The sequence below is a fragment of the Bradyrhizobium sp. AZCC 2262 genome (assembly GCF_036924535.1).
GTDB lineage: Bacteria > Pseudomonadota > Alphaproteobacteria > Rhizobiales > Xanthobacteraceae > Bradyrhizobium.
The window spans coordinates 4,371,100-4,387,782 of sequence record NZ_JAZHRT010000001.1 but is presented as its reverse complement, the minus strand read 5'-3'; the positions used below and the strand labels follow the sequence as shown (position 1 = coordinate 4,387,782).

The 16,683-nt window shown below is 61.1% G+C and carries 16 protein-coding genes; 5 read left to right on the top strand and 11 right to left on the bottom strand.

Features of this window, described 5'->3' with window-relative positions; all coding sequences use genetic code 11:
* Position 1: 1 nt before the first annotated feature.
* Positions 2 to 958, bottom strand: a complete 957-nt coding sequence (locus V1283_RS20950) for an ABC transporter substrate-binding protein (protein ID WP_334393123.1) — start codon at positions 956 to 958, stop codon at positions 2 to 4.
* A 104-nt stretch (positions 959 to 1,062) separates the two neighbouring features.
* Between V1283_RS20950 and V1283_RS20945 the strand changes: the two genes are divergently transcribed.
* Entirely contained in the window at positions 1,063 to 1,422 is a 360-nt protein-coding gene (locus V1283_RS20945) for a hypothetical protein (protein WP_334388327.1), read from the top strand.
* 15 nt (positions 1,423 to 1,437) lie between these two features.
* Here V1283_RS20945 and V1283_RS20940 read toward each other — a convergent pair whose 3' ends face one another.
* Both V1283_RS20940 and V1283_RS20935 read right to left on the bottom strand, forming a co-directional pair.
* On the bottom strand, positions 1,438 to 2,256 hold the full coding sequence (locus tag V1283_RS20940) for a quinoprotein dehydrogenase-associated SoxYZ-like carrier (protein ID WP_334388326.1): 819 nt from the start codon (positions 2,254 to 2,256) through the stop codon (positions 1,438 to 1,440).
* 55 nt (positions 2,257 to 2,311) lie between these two features.
* The gene (locus V1283_RS20935) at positions 2,312 to 3,235 is read right to left on the bottom strand and encodes a quinoprotein relay system zinc metallohydrolase 2 (RefSeq protein WP_334388325.1); all 924 of its coding nucleotides are present in this window, start codon (positions 3,233 to 3,235) and stop codon (positions 2,312 to 2,314) included.
* A 236-nt stretch (positions 3,236 to 3,471) separates the two neighbouring features.
* Between V1283_RS20935 and V1283_RS20930 the strand changes: the two genes are divergently transcribed.
* Positions 3,472 to 4,356 (top strand): substrate-binding domain-containing protein, encoded by an 885-nt coding sequence (locus V1283_RS20930; RefSeq protein ID WP_334388324.1) that lies wholly within the window; start codon positions 3,472 to 3,474, stop codon positions 4,354 to 4,356.
* Entirely contained in the window at positions 4,353 to 4,928 is a 576-nt protein-coding gene (locus V1283_RS20925; protein WP_334388323.1) for a PQQ-dependent catabolism-associated CXXCW motif protein, read from the top strand. The genes V1283_RS20930 and V1283_RS20925 overlap by 4 nt, the downstream gene beginning before the upstream one ends.
* Positions 4,929 to 5,062: 134 nt before the next feature.
* On the opposite strand, the gene V1283_RS20920 is transcribed toward V1283_RS20925, so the two are convergent.
* From V1283_RS20920 to V1283_RS20890, 7 genes are all read right to left on the bottom strand, one after another.
* The gene (locus tag V1283_RS20920) at positions 5,063 to 5,674 is read right to left on the bottom strand and encodes a hypothetical protein (protein WP_334388322.1); all 612 of its coding nucleotides are present in this window, start codon (positions 5,672 to 5,674) and stop codon (positions 5,063 to 5,065) included.
* A complete protein-coding gene (locus V1283_RS20915; RefSeq protein WP_334388320.1) occupies positions 5,671 to 6,519 on the bottom strand; it encodes an ABC transporter permease in 849 nt (282 codons plus the stop codon). Before V1283_RS20915 ends, V1283_RS20920 begins: the two co-directional genes overlap by 4 nt.
* Complete coding sequence (locus tag V1283_RS20910; protein WP_334393122.1) at positions 6,516 to 7,265, bottom strand: ABC transporter ATP-binding protein; 750 nt, start codon at positions 7,263 to 7,265, stop codon at positions 6,516 to 6,518. The genes V1283_RS20915 and V1283_RS20910 overlap by 4 nt, the downstream gene beginning before the upstream one ends.
* A gap of 68 nt (positions 7,266 to 7,333) precedes the next feature.
* Complete coding sequence (locus V1283_RS20905) at positions 7,334 to 8,305, bottom strand: YVTN family beta-propeller repeat protein (RefSeq protein ID WP_334393121.1); 972 nt, start codon at positions 8,303 to 8,305, stop codon at positions 7,334 to 7,336.
* Between the two features lie 17 nt (positions 8,306 to 8,322).
* On the bottom strand, positions 8,323 to 9,504 hold the full coding sequence (locus tag V1283_RS20900; RefSeq protein WP_334388318.1) for an ABC transporter substrate-binding protein: 1,182 nt from the start codon (positions 9,502 to 9,504) through the stop codon (positions 8,323 to 8,325).
* A gap of 114 nt (positions 9,505 to 9,618) precedes the next feature.
* Positions 9,619 to 10,464, bottom strand: a complete 846-nt coding sequence (fghA, locus tag V1283_RS20895; protein ID WP_334388317.1) for an S-formylglutathione hydrolase — start codon at positions 10,462 to 10,464, stop codon at positions 9,619 to 9,621.
* Positions 10,465 to 10,495: 31 nt separating this feature from the next.
* Positions 10,496 to 11,116 carry a response regulator transcription factor gene (locus V1283_RS20890; protein WP_334388316.1) on the bottom strand — a complete coding sequence of 207 codons (621 nt, stop codon included), beginning with the start codon at positions 11,114 to 11,116 and terminating at the stop codon, positions 10,496 to 10,498.
* A 230-nt stretch (positions 11,117 to 11,346) separates the two neighbouring features.
* Between V1283_RS20890 and V1283_RS20885 the strand changes: the two genes are divergently transcribed.
* Positions 11,347 to 12,714 (top strand): histidine kinase, encoded by a 1,368-nt coding sequence (locus V1283_RS20885; protein WP_334388315.1) that lies wholly within the window; start codon positions 11,347 to 11,349, stop codon positions 12,712 to 12,714.
* A 126-nt stretch (positions 12,715 to 12,840) separates the two neighbouring features.
* On the top strand, positions 12,841 to 15,288 hold the full coding sequence (locus tag V1283_RS20880; protein WP_334388314.1) for a TonB-dependent receptor: 2,448 nt from the start codon (positions 12,841 to 12,843) through the stop codon (positions 15,286 to 15,288).
* Between the two features lie 100 nt (positions 15,289 to 15,388).
* Here V1283_RS20880 and V1283_RS20875 read toward each other — a convergent pair whose 3' ends face one another.
* The gene (locus V1283_RS20875) at positions 15,389 to 16,357 is read right to left on the bottom strand and encodes a helix-turn-helix domain-containing protein (RefSeq protein ID WP_334388313.1); all 969 of its coding nucleotides are present in this window, start codon (positions 16,355 to 16,357) and stop codon (positions 15,389 to 15,391) included.
* Positions 16,358 to 16,683: the final 326 nt, after the last annotated feature.

The window sequence follows — 16,683 nt, the reverse complement described above, 5'->3', positions numbered from 1 at the left end:
CTCAGCCTCCCGGGATCGCGTGATAGAATGTCCCGGAATCGAGTTCAGGCGCCGGCCCGACAAGCTCGCGGCCGCCGATCTCGGCCAGCACGCGGTAGAGGATGCGTGCGTCGGCTTCTTCATCCGCGACCGGGCGACGCGGAATGCCTTCCCGATAGCGATCGCGATAGGCGCGCAACGTTGCGGCGTCGGGAGCGCCGGTGAGTGGCGCAATTTTCTCCCACTCCGCATCCGAGGTCGAGAGGATTTCTTTTGCCGCGCGGGTCATGGCGATGAAGCGGGCCATTCTGTCCTGGTTTGCGTTCGCCCATTTCTCGTCGAAGACGTAGCCGATCATCGCGGTGCGGCCTTTGGCGCCGAGTTTCGGCAAAAGATCCTCAACGCCGGCGATGCGGCGGAAACCCTTCGCTTCCAGTGCGGCGCAGAAATTCCAGTAGTTCAGGGTCGCATCCATTTCTCCGCTGAGCGTCTTCGCCGCCAGCAGCGGTGGCGCGCCGTATGCGATTTCCGCGTCCGACTTCAGATCGATGCCGCTCTTCTTCAACCACGCCAGCAGCAGCAGCCAGCTCTTGTCGATCGGGCCACCCGCGACGGCGAGCTTGCGGCCCTTGAGGTCGGCCAAGGTCTTTATTGGTGATGAGGCAGGTGCCATCACGGCGCCGAGTGCGCTCGAATAAGGATAGAATGTCAGTTTGGCGCCAAGTCCGCGTTCGCGTGACACCCAAAGCCAGTCGGTGACCACAATGTCGGCGTTGCCGGCGCGAAGCGCGATCTTGCCCGCCTCGGGGCTCGCCAGTTCGAGAACCTCGACCGAAAGGTTGGCCTGCTTGTCGAGGCCGTGCGCGCGGATCACCGCGAGTTCCCAAGCGAATGTTCCGGTCTTCTGCACCGCAACGCGCAAAACCTCGGCGCTGCAGCACGTGCCGAGCGAGACCGAAACAATCGTAGCGAGCAGCATGCGAACAAAAAACTTCATGGTGCCTTGAGCCGTTTCCCCGAACATCCGCTTTTCTATGGGACAGTCATAGCATAGCTTCCACAATTACTAGCGAGAGGAAGAGGATGACGATTGTCGGATCGGTACGACGTATTGTCGCCGTGTTGGTAGCGCTAATGACGATGGCAGTGGCCGCGCGCGCCCAGGAGATCAACGATTACCCGACGTCAGCACGCGTCGAATATGTTTTCGGCTGCCTGAAGGCGAATGGCGAGACGCGGCAGGCGATCGAGCAGTGCTCCTGTTCGGCCGATGTGGTCGCTTCGCTCGTGCCCTATGAGCGCTACGTCACGGCCGAAACGGTGCTCAGTATGTCGCAGGTCAGGGGAAATCTGGGCGGGCAGTTCCGTACGTCCGAGCAGGCGGCAAGCGCGCTCAACGAACTCAGGCGGGCGCAAGCCGAAGCGGAAGTACGCTGTTTCTGAGGCGGCGGCCCCGCGTCACATTCCGGAATCGTCGATCTTCCATTCGCGCTGGAAAACATGTCCCTCGGTATCCTTTGCCTCCGCGCGGAAATTTTTCGCTCCGTTCGAGACGTAGGTGAACCTGATATTGGGATCTTCCGAAATTGAAATGCCGCCTTCCATGGTCAGCACCGGACTGTCGTCCTGCCAGAGCCGCAGCTCATTGACGAAGAAGGCCGGAACATACAATTGCGTGACCTGGTCCATCTGCAGGCCGGAATTGTTGGGGTGCCCGATCATGATCTGGGTCTCGCGCGTCCCGCTGGTCGGGCCTTCACCGTTCTTTGCGAACTGTCGGTAGCGCATCTGGCCGAGCCTGCCCTTGGCTTCGTCGGCATTCTTGGCTGCAGGCGCGGAGCAGCCCCCGGACGCCTTCACATAGGTCTTGGCCATATAGAGTTTGCCGTCACTGAGTTCGGCCACCACATGAACATCGGTGTAATTGTTGACGCGAACGCGGGTCGAGATTTCTGATACTTTGGCGTCCGGTCCGAGCTGGAATTTGGCCGCCATCGGCGCTGGATTCTGGTCGATCACCAGCGTGATGCTCAGCACCTGCCTGATATCGCCGGGCAATAGCTTCGTTCGCAGGGTTACCGGCACAATGGCGGCATCCTCGGCACGGGTGGGCATTTCGACGGCGATCACGTCGCTGCCATCGTTCATCTGGCGGCTATTGAAGATGTCCTGCACCAGGCCGGGCCAGGGGTCATTCGCCTCTGCCGCAAGCGCCAGCGGCGCGCCGAACAGCAGCAGGCCAGCGACGCCGAACAGGCGAGAAAGATATCCGGGCATGCACCACCTTGCAGAGGGAAGGAAGCAATGACCGCAATATAGGGCAATGCGCGCGCTATTCCCATTCAATTTCCGAAAATGCTGCGGTTGCGTTGCGGGTGTTGAAATCGTCGAACAATTCCCATCGGGATCGTTCGGAGCCCGCTGCCGTACCCGCCGTCGCTATCGGCTTGCCGCTTTTGACGAGCCCACGTACGTCTGCGGCCAGCGTTTGGAGATAGCGGCGCTCCTCGGCGAGGGCGGCTGGCCATCCGCTCACAGGACCGTGACCGGGAACCACGCGTTGTGCTGATAGGGCGCCAAGTTCGTCGAGTGCGCCGAGCCAACCGCGAATGCTGCCGTCCAGTACGGGCGTGTGGGTCAGAAACACCAGATCGCCCGCAAACAGGGTTCCGGTTTTTTCATCGAGCACCGTGAGATCGCAATCGCTGTGCGCTGCAGGCCACGCCCGCAAAACGAGCGGCCGTCGCCCGAGATCCAGCTTGAGCGTGCCGCTGACGAGCAGCGTTGGCGGCACGATGCTGACCTCGTCGATCAGATCGTCGCCCATGGTCCGGCGAAATGCATCGAGGTAGAATTGTCCGCGCGTGGCCAGCGTGCGCGGCAGGTTCGCGTGACCGACAAAGGTCGTTCCGTCCTGCACGAAAGCACCATTGCCGAAAACGTGGTCGGGGTGGCCATGCGTATTGATGACGTAGCGGATCGGCTTGCCCGTCCGGGCGTGAATGGCTGCCATCAATTGCCGTCCTTCACGAACGCTGCCACCTGTATCGATCACCGCGACCGCGTCCTCGCCAACGATGAAACCGACATTGGCGATCGCGCCGTCGTTCTCACGCGTCATCTGCGCGGTTTTGCCATTGTGCACGAACACGCCATCCGCGACAGAATTGACGGGCAATTCCTGTTGTTGCGCGCGCGAGGCTGTTGCCGTAGCGAGCATCGCGAGCGCGATCGGAATCAATGCGGCACGAGCCATATTTCGGCCTCCGTCTCAGCACGAAGCGCTGTCGGCAATTCCATGTTACGTCGTAGCCAGGTTTGCGTCGCAGCACGGGCAACGAGGCCGTTATCGGGATTATTCCAGTTGCACGCGCCAATTGACAAGCTTAGCATTTTGGTTGTCTGCGGCTTCAACGGAACTTCGTTCGTCGGGGTTGCCGATATTTTCCCGAAGTTGGCAACCATGGTGGGCCGGAAGTGCAGCAGTTTTCGATGACATATGCCGGGCAAAAGCGCTGGCTGGCGATTGCGATATTGGCGATCCTCGCGGTCTTCCTCGGGCGCGATGTCGCGCGTGCGCAGATCAAAGAAAGCGGCGATTTGTCGATCGAGCTCGTCGACCCCAAGGTGCTGCGCGTCTGCGCCGATCCGCACAACTTGCCGTTTTCCAATGAAAAGGGCGAGGGATTCGAGAACAAGCTTGCCGAACTGTTCGCCGAGAAGCTGCAGAAGAAGCTGGACTACATGTACTTCCCGCAGGCGACCGGCTTCGTCCGGATGACGCTTGGCGCCCATCGTTGCGACGTCATCATGGGCTTTCCGCAAGGCGATGACCTGGTTCAGGGGACCAATCCCTATTACCGCACCGCCTATGCGCTGGTCGCCAAGCCGGGCAGCGGCCTCGAAGATGTTGCGACGCTGGAAGACGAACGCCTGAAAGGCAAGCATATCGGCATCGTGGCCGGCACGCCTCCGGCCACCAACATGGCGGTCAACGGTCTGATGGCGAATGCCAAACCATATCAGTTGATGGTGGATACGCGCATCGACTCGTCGGCGGAGGCCATGATCGCTGACCTGACATCGGGGACGATCGATGTCGGCATCCTGTGGGGACCGATGGCGGGCTTCTATGCGATGAAAGCGAACCCGCCGCTCCATGTCACGCCTCTCGTGAAGGAAACGACCGGCCCGCGTTTGGCGTTTCGGATCGGCATGGGGGTGCGGGGGGCCGACCAGAACTGGAAGCGGCAACTCAACCGCCTGATCCAGGAAAACCAGCCCGCCATCAACAAAATATTGCTCGATTACGGCGTCCCCTTGCTCGACGAGAATGACCGGCCGATCGGCGCGGAGACGGCAACGAAAGTGCAATGAAGGAAAAGCTGGCAGGTCTGATCCTTGCGGCATTTGCATTCGTTGCCTCGACCGTTGCACAGGAAAGGCCGCCTGAGCCCGACGGCTATCGCATGGAAGATTACCGTGCGCCGGTTCCTGCAACCCTCGCCGGCGTGCGTGTTCTCACCACCGCGGAAGCCGGGGCGATCTGGCGCGCAAAGACGGGCGTGTTCATCGACGTCCTGCCCCGCGCGCCAAAACCGAAAAATCTGCCCGAAGGCACGGTTTGGCGTGACAAGCCGCGGCTCAACATTCCCGGCAGCATGTGGCTGCCGGACACCGGCTACGGAAAGCTCGCGGCGGCGACGGAAGACTATCTGCGGCGCGGGCTCGTCCGCGCGACGGCAGGCAACAGCGCCGCGCTGGTCGTGATTTACTGTCAGGCCGATTGCTGGATGTCCTGGAACGCGGCAAAGCGAATCCTGACATGCGGCTATTCCAATGTGGCGTGGTACCCCGAAGGAACGGATGGCTGGGAACGGGCGGGGTTGGACCTGGCGGAGTCGCAGCCAGAACCACGGACCGGTGAGGAGCCTTCATCGCCGCGGTAGAGCGGGAGACAAAATATCGAAAACAACCCCATGCAAAGTAGAATAGGCCCGGGCTCGCAGCACTTGGACTGCTTGCGTCCAGGGCACGAGAGGGGCCGTCGTCACGGCCCAAACTGATCTCATCCTGCTGGTGACTATTCGATCTCCTGCTGAATCGTCCGGCTGAGGGCGAACAGACGCTGGTCGATCGCCGTCGGCACCTCGCAGACGAATTTGATGACGCCGCGCCGGTCCTCGAAGATCCGCGTCTGCCAAACAAGCTGATTGCCGAGGTCGTCGATCTTGGCCTGGTCGCGCGGCGTTTCGCCCTGCAGCGCCTGCAGAGCAAGCGTGTCGGTGCGGATTTTGTCGGCCGCCTCGCGCTGCTTGCGGGTGACGCGCTCCAGCCCGCTCAGAACCTGGGAGCGTTGGGCATTGAGGGAATCGAACAGGCCGGCAAACAGCAGCTTGCCGCTTCCGGTCTTGTCGGCGGCACCGTTCAGGTATTCGGTGATCGCCTTTTGCGCTTCCTCGAGCGGGGTCCGCCTTGCCGCCAGCTTTGCGACCAGCGCGCTGACCTTGGCGTCGTCTTTCCACTTGCCGGAGACATCGTCGAGCGGCGGGCCTGCCCACACCGCGGCGACGGATATCTCGGGCACCTTGGCCTGGGCGCACGGCCAGTCCGGATAGCGCGGATCGGCGGCATGGCCCGAGCTGATCGTCGCCGTAACGGCAAGCCATACTGCGATCGCGGTCCGATACTTCATGTCTCGCCTCCGGCCGGTCCGCGGCGGATCAGGCCGCGCGATGGATCGTAGGCGTAAATCGCGCCGATCAGGAAGGCCGCCGTGCAGCCGCCGACAACCGCAAGCGACGTCCAGTTCACTTGCCCATATAGCGCAAAGCGTATCAGCTCCACGGCATGCGTGAACGGATTGAACAGGCAGACATAGTAGAGCATCGGGCTGCTCTCCAGGATGCGCCACAGTGGATAGAGCGCTGAGGAAGCGAAGAACATCGGAAAGATGACAAAGTTCATCACGCCCGCGAAATTCTCAAGCTGCTTGATGCCGGAGGAGATCAGCATCCCCAACGCGCCGAGCATCAGGCCCGATAGCACCAGCGCCGGCAGCACCGTGAAATAGCCGGCCGGGGGCGGGGCGATATCCCAGAACCAGGCGATCAGCAGGAAGGCATACACCTGAAGCAGCGAAACCGCGGTTCCCGCCAGCAGTTTGCAGGACAGGAGAAACCATCGCGGCAGTGGGCTCACCAGCAAGGTGCGCATGTTGCCCATCTCGCGATCGTAGACCATGGAGAGCGAGGACTGCATGCCGTTGAAGAGCTGGATCATCGCCATCAGGCCGGGCGCGATGTAGACCTCGTACAGAATGTAGGTCTCGTAGGGCGGGATGATGGAGAGGCCGAGCACCTGACGGAAGCCCGCCGCGAAGATGAACAGCCACACCAGGGGCCGCACCAATGCGGAGATGAAGCGTTCGCGTTGATGCAGGAAGCGAAGCGCCTCGCGCCACACAATGCCGCTCAGGCAGGTGAAATATTCGGCGAGCGAGAAGCCGCTCCTGATTGGCCTCATGGTTGCGGAGGTCATGATATTGGGCTCCCGCTCTGTGCGGTGGAGCCGGTCAGCCGCATGAACGCCGTGTTGATATCGCTGCCGCCGGTATCGGCGATAACCCGGGCCACCTGGCCCTGGGCCAGTATCCGGCCCTGATGCAGGACAACCAGATCATCGTTCGAACCGATCTCGTCGAACAGATGCGTCGCCCACAACACGCTTATTCCCTGCTCGGTAACGAGCTGGCGAACATGATTGAGGATGTCGGCGCGCGCCTTGACGTCGAGGCCGACGGTTGCCTCGTCGAGCAGGAGCAGGCGCGGGCGGTGCAACAGTGCACGCGCGATTTCCAATCGCCGCATCTGGCCGCCGGAAAGGTCGCGCACCTTGCTGCCGGCGCGGTCGGCAAGCCCGATGCGCGCCAGCACCTCGCGGCTGCGTTCGCGTGCATCGCGCCTCGCGATGCCGTGCAAGGCCGCGTGATAAAGCAGGTTCTGCGTCACCGAGAGGTCGAGATCGAGCGTGCGGGGCTGAAACACAACGCCGAGCAGCCGCAATGCCTCGCCCGGCGCTCGCGCGATATCATGGCCGAAAATTCCGATATGTCCGCGCTGGATTCCGAACAGGCGCGTGATCAGCGAGAACAGCGTGCTCTTGCCGGCGCCGTTCAGACCAAGCAACGCCGTGAAACTCGCGGGTGCGACGGTGAAGCCGATGTCGATCAGCGCTTGTCGCGCGCCATAGGAATGGCTGACGCCGTCGATCGACAATGCAGGCATCTCAGCAGCATCGGGCCGCGGGGGAGTGTCCTGCGTGTTCTGACCGGCGGAAAGTGCGTCAGTTGCGGTCATGGTTGTGCAATCGTGATACCCCAGGGCAGCTCGCCGACCTGGATCGTCTTGATGACTTTTTGCGCGGCGACGTCGATGACCGAGACATCGTTCGACACGCCGTTGGTAACCATCAGATATTTCTCGTCCGGGGTGAATGCCATGTGCCACACCCGCTGCCCCACCAGCAGATATTTGGTGACCTTGTGGCTGGCGGCATCGACGACCGCGATGCGATTGGCAGGGCCGAGCGCGACGAAAGCGGTCTTGCCGTCCTTGGTCATGCCGATGCCGACCGGCTGGATGGCTTCGCTCCGCAAGCCGGGAATCTCGAATGTAATCTTCTTCGTCACCTCCCGCTTGACCGGATCGATCACCGAAACGGTGCCCCCGATCTCCGATGAAATCCATATTTCGGAATTGTCACGCTTGAACTCGGCGAAGCGCGGGCGCGCATCGACCAGTACGTTGGCAACGATCTGGCGCGTCGCGGTATCGATGAAATGCGCCATATTGGTGGTCTCGGAAGTATTGATCAGGATCTTGCCGTCCGGGCTGATGGCCATACCCTCCGGCTCGACGCCGACCTGGATCTCGCCGAGACGGGCGCGCTTTTCGACGTCGATGATGGTCACCGTGTTGTCGTTTTCGTTGGCGACGTAGAGGATCTTGCCGGCAGCATCGAGCGCGAACAGTTCAGGGTCGGGGCCGGAGGGCAGGGTATCGACCACCTCCTGCTTCGCAACGTCGATGACCTGGATGCTGTCGTCGTCTCCGACGGCCACGAATACAAACTTGCCGTCCCTCGTGAACTCGATGCCGCGCGGCCGCTGGCCGACCTTGATGGTCTTGGTGACGGTCCAACTGTCCGTATCGATCACAGTTACCGTGTTGCCCTTCTCATTCGAGACATAGGCGATGAAGGCCGAGGCGGGAGCCGCCGTCGCGAGCAGGAAAGCCGTTCCGGAAAGCAGGCAATGACGCCACATACGCAATCCATCCTCCTTCATTGCAGCTTGCATTTGGTCTCAGGCCGATCGACGCCAAGCGTGTCGAGCTCTGAGACCTGGTGCAAAAATCCCTCCTGCGGCGAAACCGAGACCACCATGCGTCCGTCGACCAGCAGGATTGGCTGACGAAGCTGCAGGTTCCAGTCCCGCAGCGTCAGCCGCCGGCCCTTGAATGCCGCAATGGAAAAGTCGGGTCCTTTGAGGAACGCCGACACCGCCTTTGGGTCACCGGACTTGGTGCGTGAAGCTGCTTCACCGATCATACGCGCTGCCGTCCAGGCTTGCATGTCCAGTGCGGTCATGTGTCGCGAATTCAGCTTCACAAACCGGTTCTGCATCTGGATCGCGCCCCACTGATCCTGCGCCGCATGCCAACTGGTCGGAACCAGCCCGGCCGAGCCCGCAACCGGCCGCGGGTCCCAGGTGCGGTAGGGCAGGTAGGACGCGAATACCTCGCTTTCGTCAGCCGCAACGAGGACGTCATAGGCCGGCGCCTGCTGGGTGAATACCGGCATTTGCCGCTGGATCAAGGTGACCCCGCTGTCGGTGCGGCGGGCGCCGCCGGTATCCTCGAAAATTCGCTCCTGAACGATCTTCGCGCCAAAGCGTGTGGCCGCGCGGCGCAATGCGTCGGCATACAACTTGTCCTGATCATGCGAGCCGACGACGAACAGCCAGCGTTTCCATTGCTTCCACACGAGATACTGGGCGAGTGCATCCGCGAGCATCGAGCGCGTCGGCGCGATGTGCATCACATTGGCGCGACAGTCTTGCTCGCGCAACCGGTCGTCAATGGCGCCGGCATTCAATAGCAGCGTTCCCCGATCGCGAAGCGCGTCGGCGGCCTTCAATAAATCGTCCGCCGGAAGGTCGGCGATGATGAAGCCGGTGCGCTCGGCGAGCGCCCCCGCGGCTTTTGCGACGTCCTCATTGTCCTTCAGCCGGACTTCCTCCAGCGTGAAATGCTGATTGAGGAACTTGCCCGTGGTGTTGTTGTCCTCGACGGCAAGGCGCGCGCCGGCAAACCCGTCGTTCTCCGCCGGCAGTTCGACCAGTGACAATTTCGGCTTGACGCCGGCGCGGCCGAGATAGCCGATGCCGATCTCGATGGGGTCGGCCGCGAACACGGGGGTGGTCGCGATGCAGAAACCGATCGCAACGACCAACCATCGGAACATGGCTTCTCCCTGACAGGTCTTTCTCTTCGCCGTATGGCGGACCGTTTGACCTGAACCATGACCGAATTGTTTTGGCTTGCAACCCAATTCTCTGTGGGAAGGCTCTACGCCGTTTCAGCCCTTCAGCCGCTCCGCATGCCAGCGCAGATGATCGGACATGAACGTGGAGATGAAGTAGTAACTGTGGTCATAGCCGGGCTGCCGGCGCAAGGTGAGGGGGATTTTGGCTTTCTCGCACGCGCTCTGCAGCAACTCCGGACGGAGCTGTTCGGTCAGAAACGGATCGGCATCGCCGTAGTCGACCAATAGATCGGGCACTCTGGCGCCGTCCTCGATCAACGCCACCGCATCGTGCTTGCGCCATGCCTGTCCGATGTCGCCGAGATAGCCGCCGAGCGCCTTGATGCCCCATGGCACCTGCGAGGGAGCGACGATCGGCGAAAACGCGCTCGCCGTGCGATAGCGGCCGGGATGGCGTAGCGCGACCGTCAGTGCGCCATGACCGCCCATGGAGTGGCCGAGAATGGATTGCCGGTCGGGATCGACCGGAAAGTTTTCAGCGACCAGTTTCGGCAATTCCTCCGTGACGTAGCTCCACATGCGGTAATTGCGGGCGAACGGCTCCTGCGTCGCATCGACGTAGAAGCCGGCGCCTAGCCCAAAGTCGTAGGCATTGGCGGGATCGCCGGGCACGCCGTCGCCGCGCGGGCTGGTGTCGGGCGCAACGAAGATCAATCCGAGTGCGGCGCAGGCGCTGCGAAATTCACCCTTTTCCGTCACGTTGGCGTGGGTGCAGGTCAGGCCGGAGAGATACCAGACCACCGGCAGCCTGGCGCCGCTGGCGTGCGGCGGCACATAGACCGAGAAAGTCATGTCGGTCCCGGTTTCGCGGCTGGCGTGTCGATAGACGCCCTGCGTTCCGCCGTATGATTTGTTGAGCGAAACGGTTTTCATGGTCATGATCTTGCGACTCCTGCGCCGCGCAGCACGATCACGCCACGCCGCTCTCTATTGCAAATCGCACCAGCTCGGCGGACGTGCGTACGCCAAGCTTGTGGCGCATGATCGACGAGGTGTTGGCGACGGTTTTGTAGGAGGAATGGATTAGCCACGCGATCTCGGAGAGGCTCTTGCCTGCACTGAGCAGGCGCAGGATCTCCATCTCGCGCGAGGTCAGGCGGGAAAGCGGACTTCGGGCGAACGAGGGTCTCGCGAATGCAATACTTCGCGCCATCGCCGGCGGCAGAAAGACCCCACCCTTTGCAACCTCATGGATCGCCTCGACAAGGTCCTGGGGATCCCCAGCTTTGGAAACATAACCCTTGGCGCCGATTTCGATGGCGCGCGCGGCGAATACCGGATCATCGTTCATGCTGAACATGATGATACGTGCAGACGCATCGCGCGCGAGGAGACGCCGTGCCAGTTCAAACCCGGAAACCGTCGGAAGGTTGATGTCGAGTACGCAGATATCCGGTTGCCGTTCGCCGAACACGCGCTCGCCACTCTCCGCGTCGGGGGCTTCCAGTATGTCGATCTCGGGGTCGTCGGCGAACAGGGCACGGCAGCCCGAAGCAACGATGCGATGATCATCAACAATCAGAACGCGCATTGGCACTGGTCCCGAACACCGCTTCACTCCCATTGCTGCACCGCATCAGGCGAAACACCGGCGCAGACTTCGGGGCGATACCTGCCGTCGATGATCATGCAACCCGGGCGATGTTGCTATACGCTTCGATTAGATAGACGCCTGTTTTATCTGTCAACGCTCCCAACGATGGGGAACTGAAGACGCCTTCGCTCCTAGACAAAGGCGATTTCGCTCCTGGACAAAAGGCTATGTGGCAAAATTTTTCCTTGCGCGCCCGGATCAACTTGCTGCTGGCGCTCGTCCTCACGCTCGGTTTAGCCGCCAATATCGCGCGACTTGTGCTCGAGGCCGGGCCTCGCGTCCAGGCTGAAGATCAAAGCGTCATACGACTGGCGCGTGAATTCATCGATACGATCGTTGCGGGACTGAAGGAGGCGCCGGACGCAGAAATGCGGCTGAACCAGATTGTTCACGACCTCAACCGGCTTCGCCACGTCAGTATCACGTGGCAGGGTGAAGCGGTCGAGATGTCAGGGACAGCGGCCAACACGGACGACAATCCCGACGCACGCTCGCCGCCGGCATGGTTTGTCACGCTGGTTCATCCCGAAAAGACCACGGTGAACGTGCCGATCTCGATCAAGGGAAAGCCGGGTGCGCTGCTGATCACGTCGCATCCGAACGACGAGATGGCCGAGATCTGGGATGGAATTATCACCCAGCTCCAGATCGGCACGGTGATTGCGATCGTTCTCTTCCTCATCACGATCAGGGTCGTCAGCCGGGCGCTTGCGCCAATCCAGACGCTTTCGGAAGCAATGACGAAAATCGAATCCGGTGGTTACGACACGCGTGTGAAACCGGATGGCCCGCCAGAACTCGTTGCTATCTGCGACAAGTTGAACCACCTTGCGGCCACTCTGGCCAACGCGGTTGACGACAAGAGGCGTCTGGCCGAGCGCGTCGTCTCGCTGCAGGATGTCGAACGCAAGGAAATCGCACGCGAGCTGCACGATGAGTTTGGGCCCTATCTCTTTGCATTGCGAGCACACGCCAGTGCGCTGACGCGGATTGCAGATGCAGGGGGTCCGAATGTGGAAGCCACGCGAAAGCACGGCAGTGCCATATTGGAACAGGTAAATGCCTTGCAGCAATCCAATCGGCGGGTTCTTGAAAAGCTGCGGCCCGTGGGGCTGATGGAGCTTGGTCTTCGCGAAGCGCTTGGCGCGCTCCTGCGCCTATGGGGGGAGTCGCATCCTGGCGTTGCCATCGAAACGGAAATCTCGCAGTCGCTGGGCGACACAGGAGAGACAGCCGATTTGACGATCTACCGCACCATTCAGGAAGCACTGACCAATGTCTTTCGCCACGCGGGCGCCACCTGCGTCAACGTAACCGTTGAACCTGTTGAGCTGCCTTCGGGATTGACCGGGCGCGGCGGCGCGTTGGTGCGGGTGCGCGACAATGGCGGCGGATTGAGACCGGATCACAAGCTCGGCTTCGGGCTCACGGGAATGCGCGAGCGCATTTTGGCGCTGGGTGGCTCGCTCACGATTGCTTCTGGAGATAATGGCGTAACTGTGGAGGCCGTGATTCCGAGGGACGCGCGTTACTGAGCCGGGAATTTTTCCCGTTTTGTCCGGGACGTTTTGAATGGTGCGCGATCTGATTGACATTCTAAGATCATCCGCAACCAGCCGGCGGGGACCAATGTGGCCGGTAGGGAATGGGGGTGAAACAGAATGGGCGCTCGATTCCTGTTTATTGGGACACTATCGCTATGTGTCGTTCCGGGGATTGACTGTGCTCAGGCCCAAACCACGTCAGGCGATAGCGAGGTCCTGCCGGCCATCGAGGTCGTCGCCCCGACCACGGCCGACAAGCCAGCTCGCAGCACTCGCAGCCGGGGTGCGCCTCAGCCTCAGGCCACCAGGAACGTGCGCCGGGTCTATGTCTACCCGACAGCGCCGACGCCGGTCGCCGGTACGGGAATTGATGTCGACAAGGTGCCGGCAGCGATCAATGCCGTTGGTGCCGCGCAGATTGCGCGAACCGACTCGCTGAACATTACCGACGCCCTGCAGCAACACGTGCCGGGCCTCATCATCAGCGACACTACCGGAAATCCATTTATGCCGGGCATACAGTTTCGAGGTTTTGATTCGTCTCCGGTCGCCGGTACGCCTCAGGGATTGGCGGTTTACCAGAACGGCATGCGCATCAACGAAGCGTTCGGCGACACCGTCAACTGGGATTTGATCCCGACCACTGCGATCAAGTCGGTCACAGTCGTAACCAACAACCCCGCCTTCGGTCTCAACGCATTGGGTGGAGCCGTCAACGTGCAGATGAAGAACGGCTTCAACTATCAGGGCGCTGAAATCAACACGATGGGCGGTTCGTTCGGTCGCATCCAGAGTTCGGCGCAGTATGGCAAGCAGATCGACAATTGGTCGGTCTACGGCGCGCTCGAAGGCGTGCGCGACAATGGCTATCGCAATTTCTCGGAATCGGCGATCCGGCGCTTTTACGGCGATGTCGGGTACCGGACAGATAGCAGCGAGTTTCACCTCAACGTAGGCGCTGCCAAGAACAATTTTGGCGCGTCGGCAGCCGTTCCGGTCGAACTGCTCCAAAAATATTGGGGCGCCACCTATACGACGCCGCAGACCACGGATAACCGCGTGGCCTACGCCAATCTGACCGGAAAGGTCGAGGTGACGCCGACCTGGACGATCGACGGCTCGGTGCGTGTCCGTGCTTTCCGCCAGAAGACGGTCGATGGCAACCCGACCGAGACGGCGCCATGTGTTGGCGATCCGACGCTGCTTTGCTTCAACGAAGAGACCACGCCGGGAGCGCCGGCGAACGGACTCAACGATGTCCAACTCGCAAACCCGTTCCCCGCCGACGCCATACTTGGGGAGATCGATCGGACAACCACCCGTTCGACGACGACCGGGGCGACCCTGCAGGCGACCAATACCGACCAGTTGTTCGGGCACAACAACCAGTTCATGGTCGGTACCAGCTTCGATTCCGGCGTCACCCGCTTCGGAGCAAGCGGAGAATTGGGCACGATCGGCTCAAATTACGTCGTCAGCGGTAGCGGCATCTTCCTCGGGCCATCAGGCACCCCGATTTCAATCGGCCCGGTCTCGCTTCGCGCCACCAACCGCTACACCGGCCTCTATGCACTCGACACCTTCGACGTGACGGACCGGTTCTCAATCTCGGGCGGCGGCCGGTTCAACTATGCAAGCATCAACCTTCAAGACCTGATCGGCACCGATCTCAACGGCAGTCATACGTTCAGCCGTTTCAATCCGATGATTGGCGGCACCTACAAGGTTACGTCTGAAGTGACGGCTTATGCCGGATACTCGGAAGCCAATCGTGCGCCGACCCCGCTGGAGCTCGCATGCGCCGATCCTGCGCGCCCCTGTATCGTCGCGGCATTCCTGATTGCTGATCCGCCGCTGAAGCAGGTCGTGTCGCGTACCGTCGAGGCGGGCTTCCGCGGCACCAAGGAGCTGAATATCGGCACCCTCGGATGGAAAATTGGCGGGTTCCGCGCGACCAATGCGGATGACATTCTGGCGGTTCCGAGTCCGGAGGTGCAGGGCTTTGGCTATTTCCAGAACGTGGGCAGGACACGGCGGCAGGGTATCGAGGCGCAGGTCAATCTGACGTCGAAGACGCTGCAACTTTATGCCAGCTATACCCTCGTCGATGCGCGCTTCCTCGATTCCTTGACGCTCAACTCTCGCAGTCCGTTCGCCGATGACGATGGCAATATCCAGGTCGTACCGGGCAACCGGATTCCGGCCATCCCGCGCAATCGGGTCAAGTTCGGCATCGATTATTCGGTCACCGACGCTTTCAAGGTCGGCGGCGATGCACTGTTCGTCGCCAGCCAGTATTTTGCCGGCGATGAATCCAACCAGGCGGCGAGGCTGCCCGGGTATTCGGTTTTCAACCTGCACGCCTCGTATCAGATCAACAAGACGTATCAGATCTACGGCCGCGTCGATAATATCTTCGACAGTCGCTATTCGACGCACGGGACGTTTTTCCAGACCAATGACGTACCGAATTTCGCCAATGGCGGCGCGGATTTCACCGACCCCCGCTCCGTCAGCCCGGCGCGGCCGCGCGCCTTCTATGCGGGGTTGAAGGCAACCTGGTAGTCGTGAGGCGGCAGACACGGCGGGAAGACACGAAGCGATTCGCCGCAACTCAAAGATTCGCGGCAGCGCGTCAGCTTACCGCGCGGCTTTGACGCTCTCGTCAGGAAGCATCCCGCGCCGGATCGGCGCAATGCGCCTTGTGGATCGCGGAGGGAACGAACCCGAAATGCTTCCGAAACACGCGGCTGAAGTGCGACGAGCTGGAAAAGCCCCACGAAAATGCGACGTCCGTGATGGTCTTGCCGTGCTGCGTCTCCAGTTCCTGGCGGCAGTGCAGCAGTCTCGCCCGCCAGATGTAATCGCTGACGGTCATGCCCTTGTCGCTGAACAGCATGTGCAGATAGCGCTTGGTGCAGCCCAATGCCGCCGAGATCTGGTCGATGGAAAGCTCCGGGTCGCGCAAGTGCTCGCGGATGAAGGCTTGAGCCCGAATGTACATCGCTTCGGGACCGACGCGATCGAACATCGTGTCAGCTTCGCGCAGCGGCAACAGCAGCAGATCGATCAGCGAATCGGCGACGCCGATGGCGTTGTAGGGCGACAGTCTTTTCGCTTCGTCAAACGCGGTGTGCACGAAGTCGTAGGCGATGCGGCCGGTGCCGTTACGCGCGGAGAGCTTGCACGGCAACATCTTCGCTGTGCGGAAGCCGCGTTCGTGAAGCAGTTCCTTTGGGACGATCACGACCTCGTGCCGGGTCAGCGAGGGGCTGACGATCGTGTGCGGACAGGAGACGTCATAGGCGAGGCAGTCGCCGGGCATGATGTCGATGCGACGGCCGTTCTGTTCGAAATGCGAGATGCCGTAGGTCTGGAACAGTATCTTGACGTAGGGATGTTCGCTCAGTTTTGTGCTTGAGACCGTGTGCGCGATGCGATGTTGGCTCGCCTCAATCTGACACAGTTTCAGCTGCGAGACGGTTGTGTAATTTATCCGCCCCTCGAGCGAAGAACCTTCCAGCGGGTCGACATCAAATTGGCCGCAGAGATCCGTCAGTGCATCTGACCAAGTTTGGAGCTGCTTCTTCGGTGCCAACCCGGAAGTGCTGAGTGAGCGGACTGTATCGGACATGGTTCAAGCACCGATTCGAGAACAGGCCGCGACCTCGGCAAATGCTTCGGTCACAGGACGCTACATTTGACTCAACCTAAGACAGTCGCAGGGAAGTCGCGCAGATTCTTCCCAATATCCCTTTGACAATCCTCCAACTTAGTTTCGGCTGCGTCAAGGGGAACCTCAGCCTCGGGACGCGCGGGGGTGCTTGTGGGAACAAGCCCACGATTGATGCTTCGCAGCATGAGAGGACGGCTCCCGGCGGCCCAAAATTAAAAAGTTCATTGTGTTTCGCTTTTGAGCAAACGCGGTTCGCTCTTGGGCAAGTTTCCCGCTTCCGATCA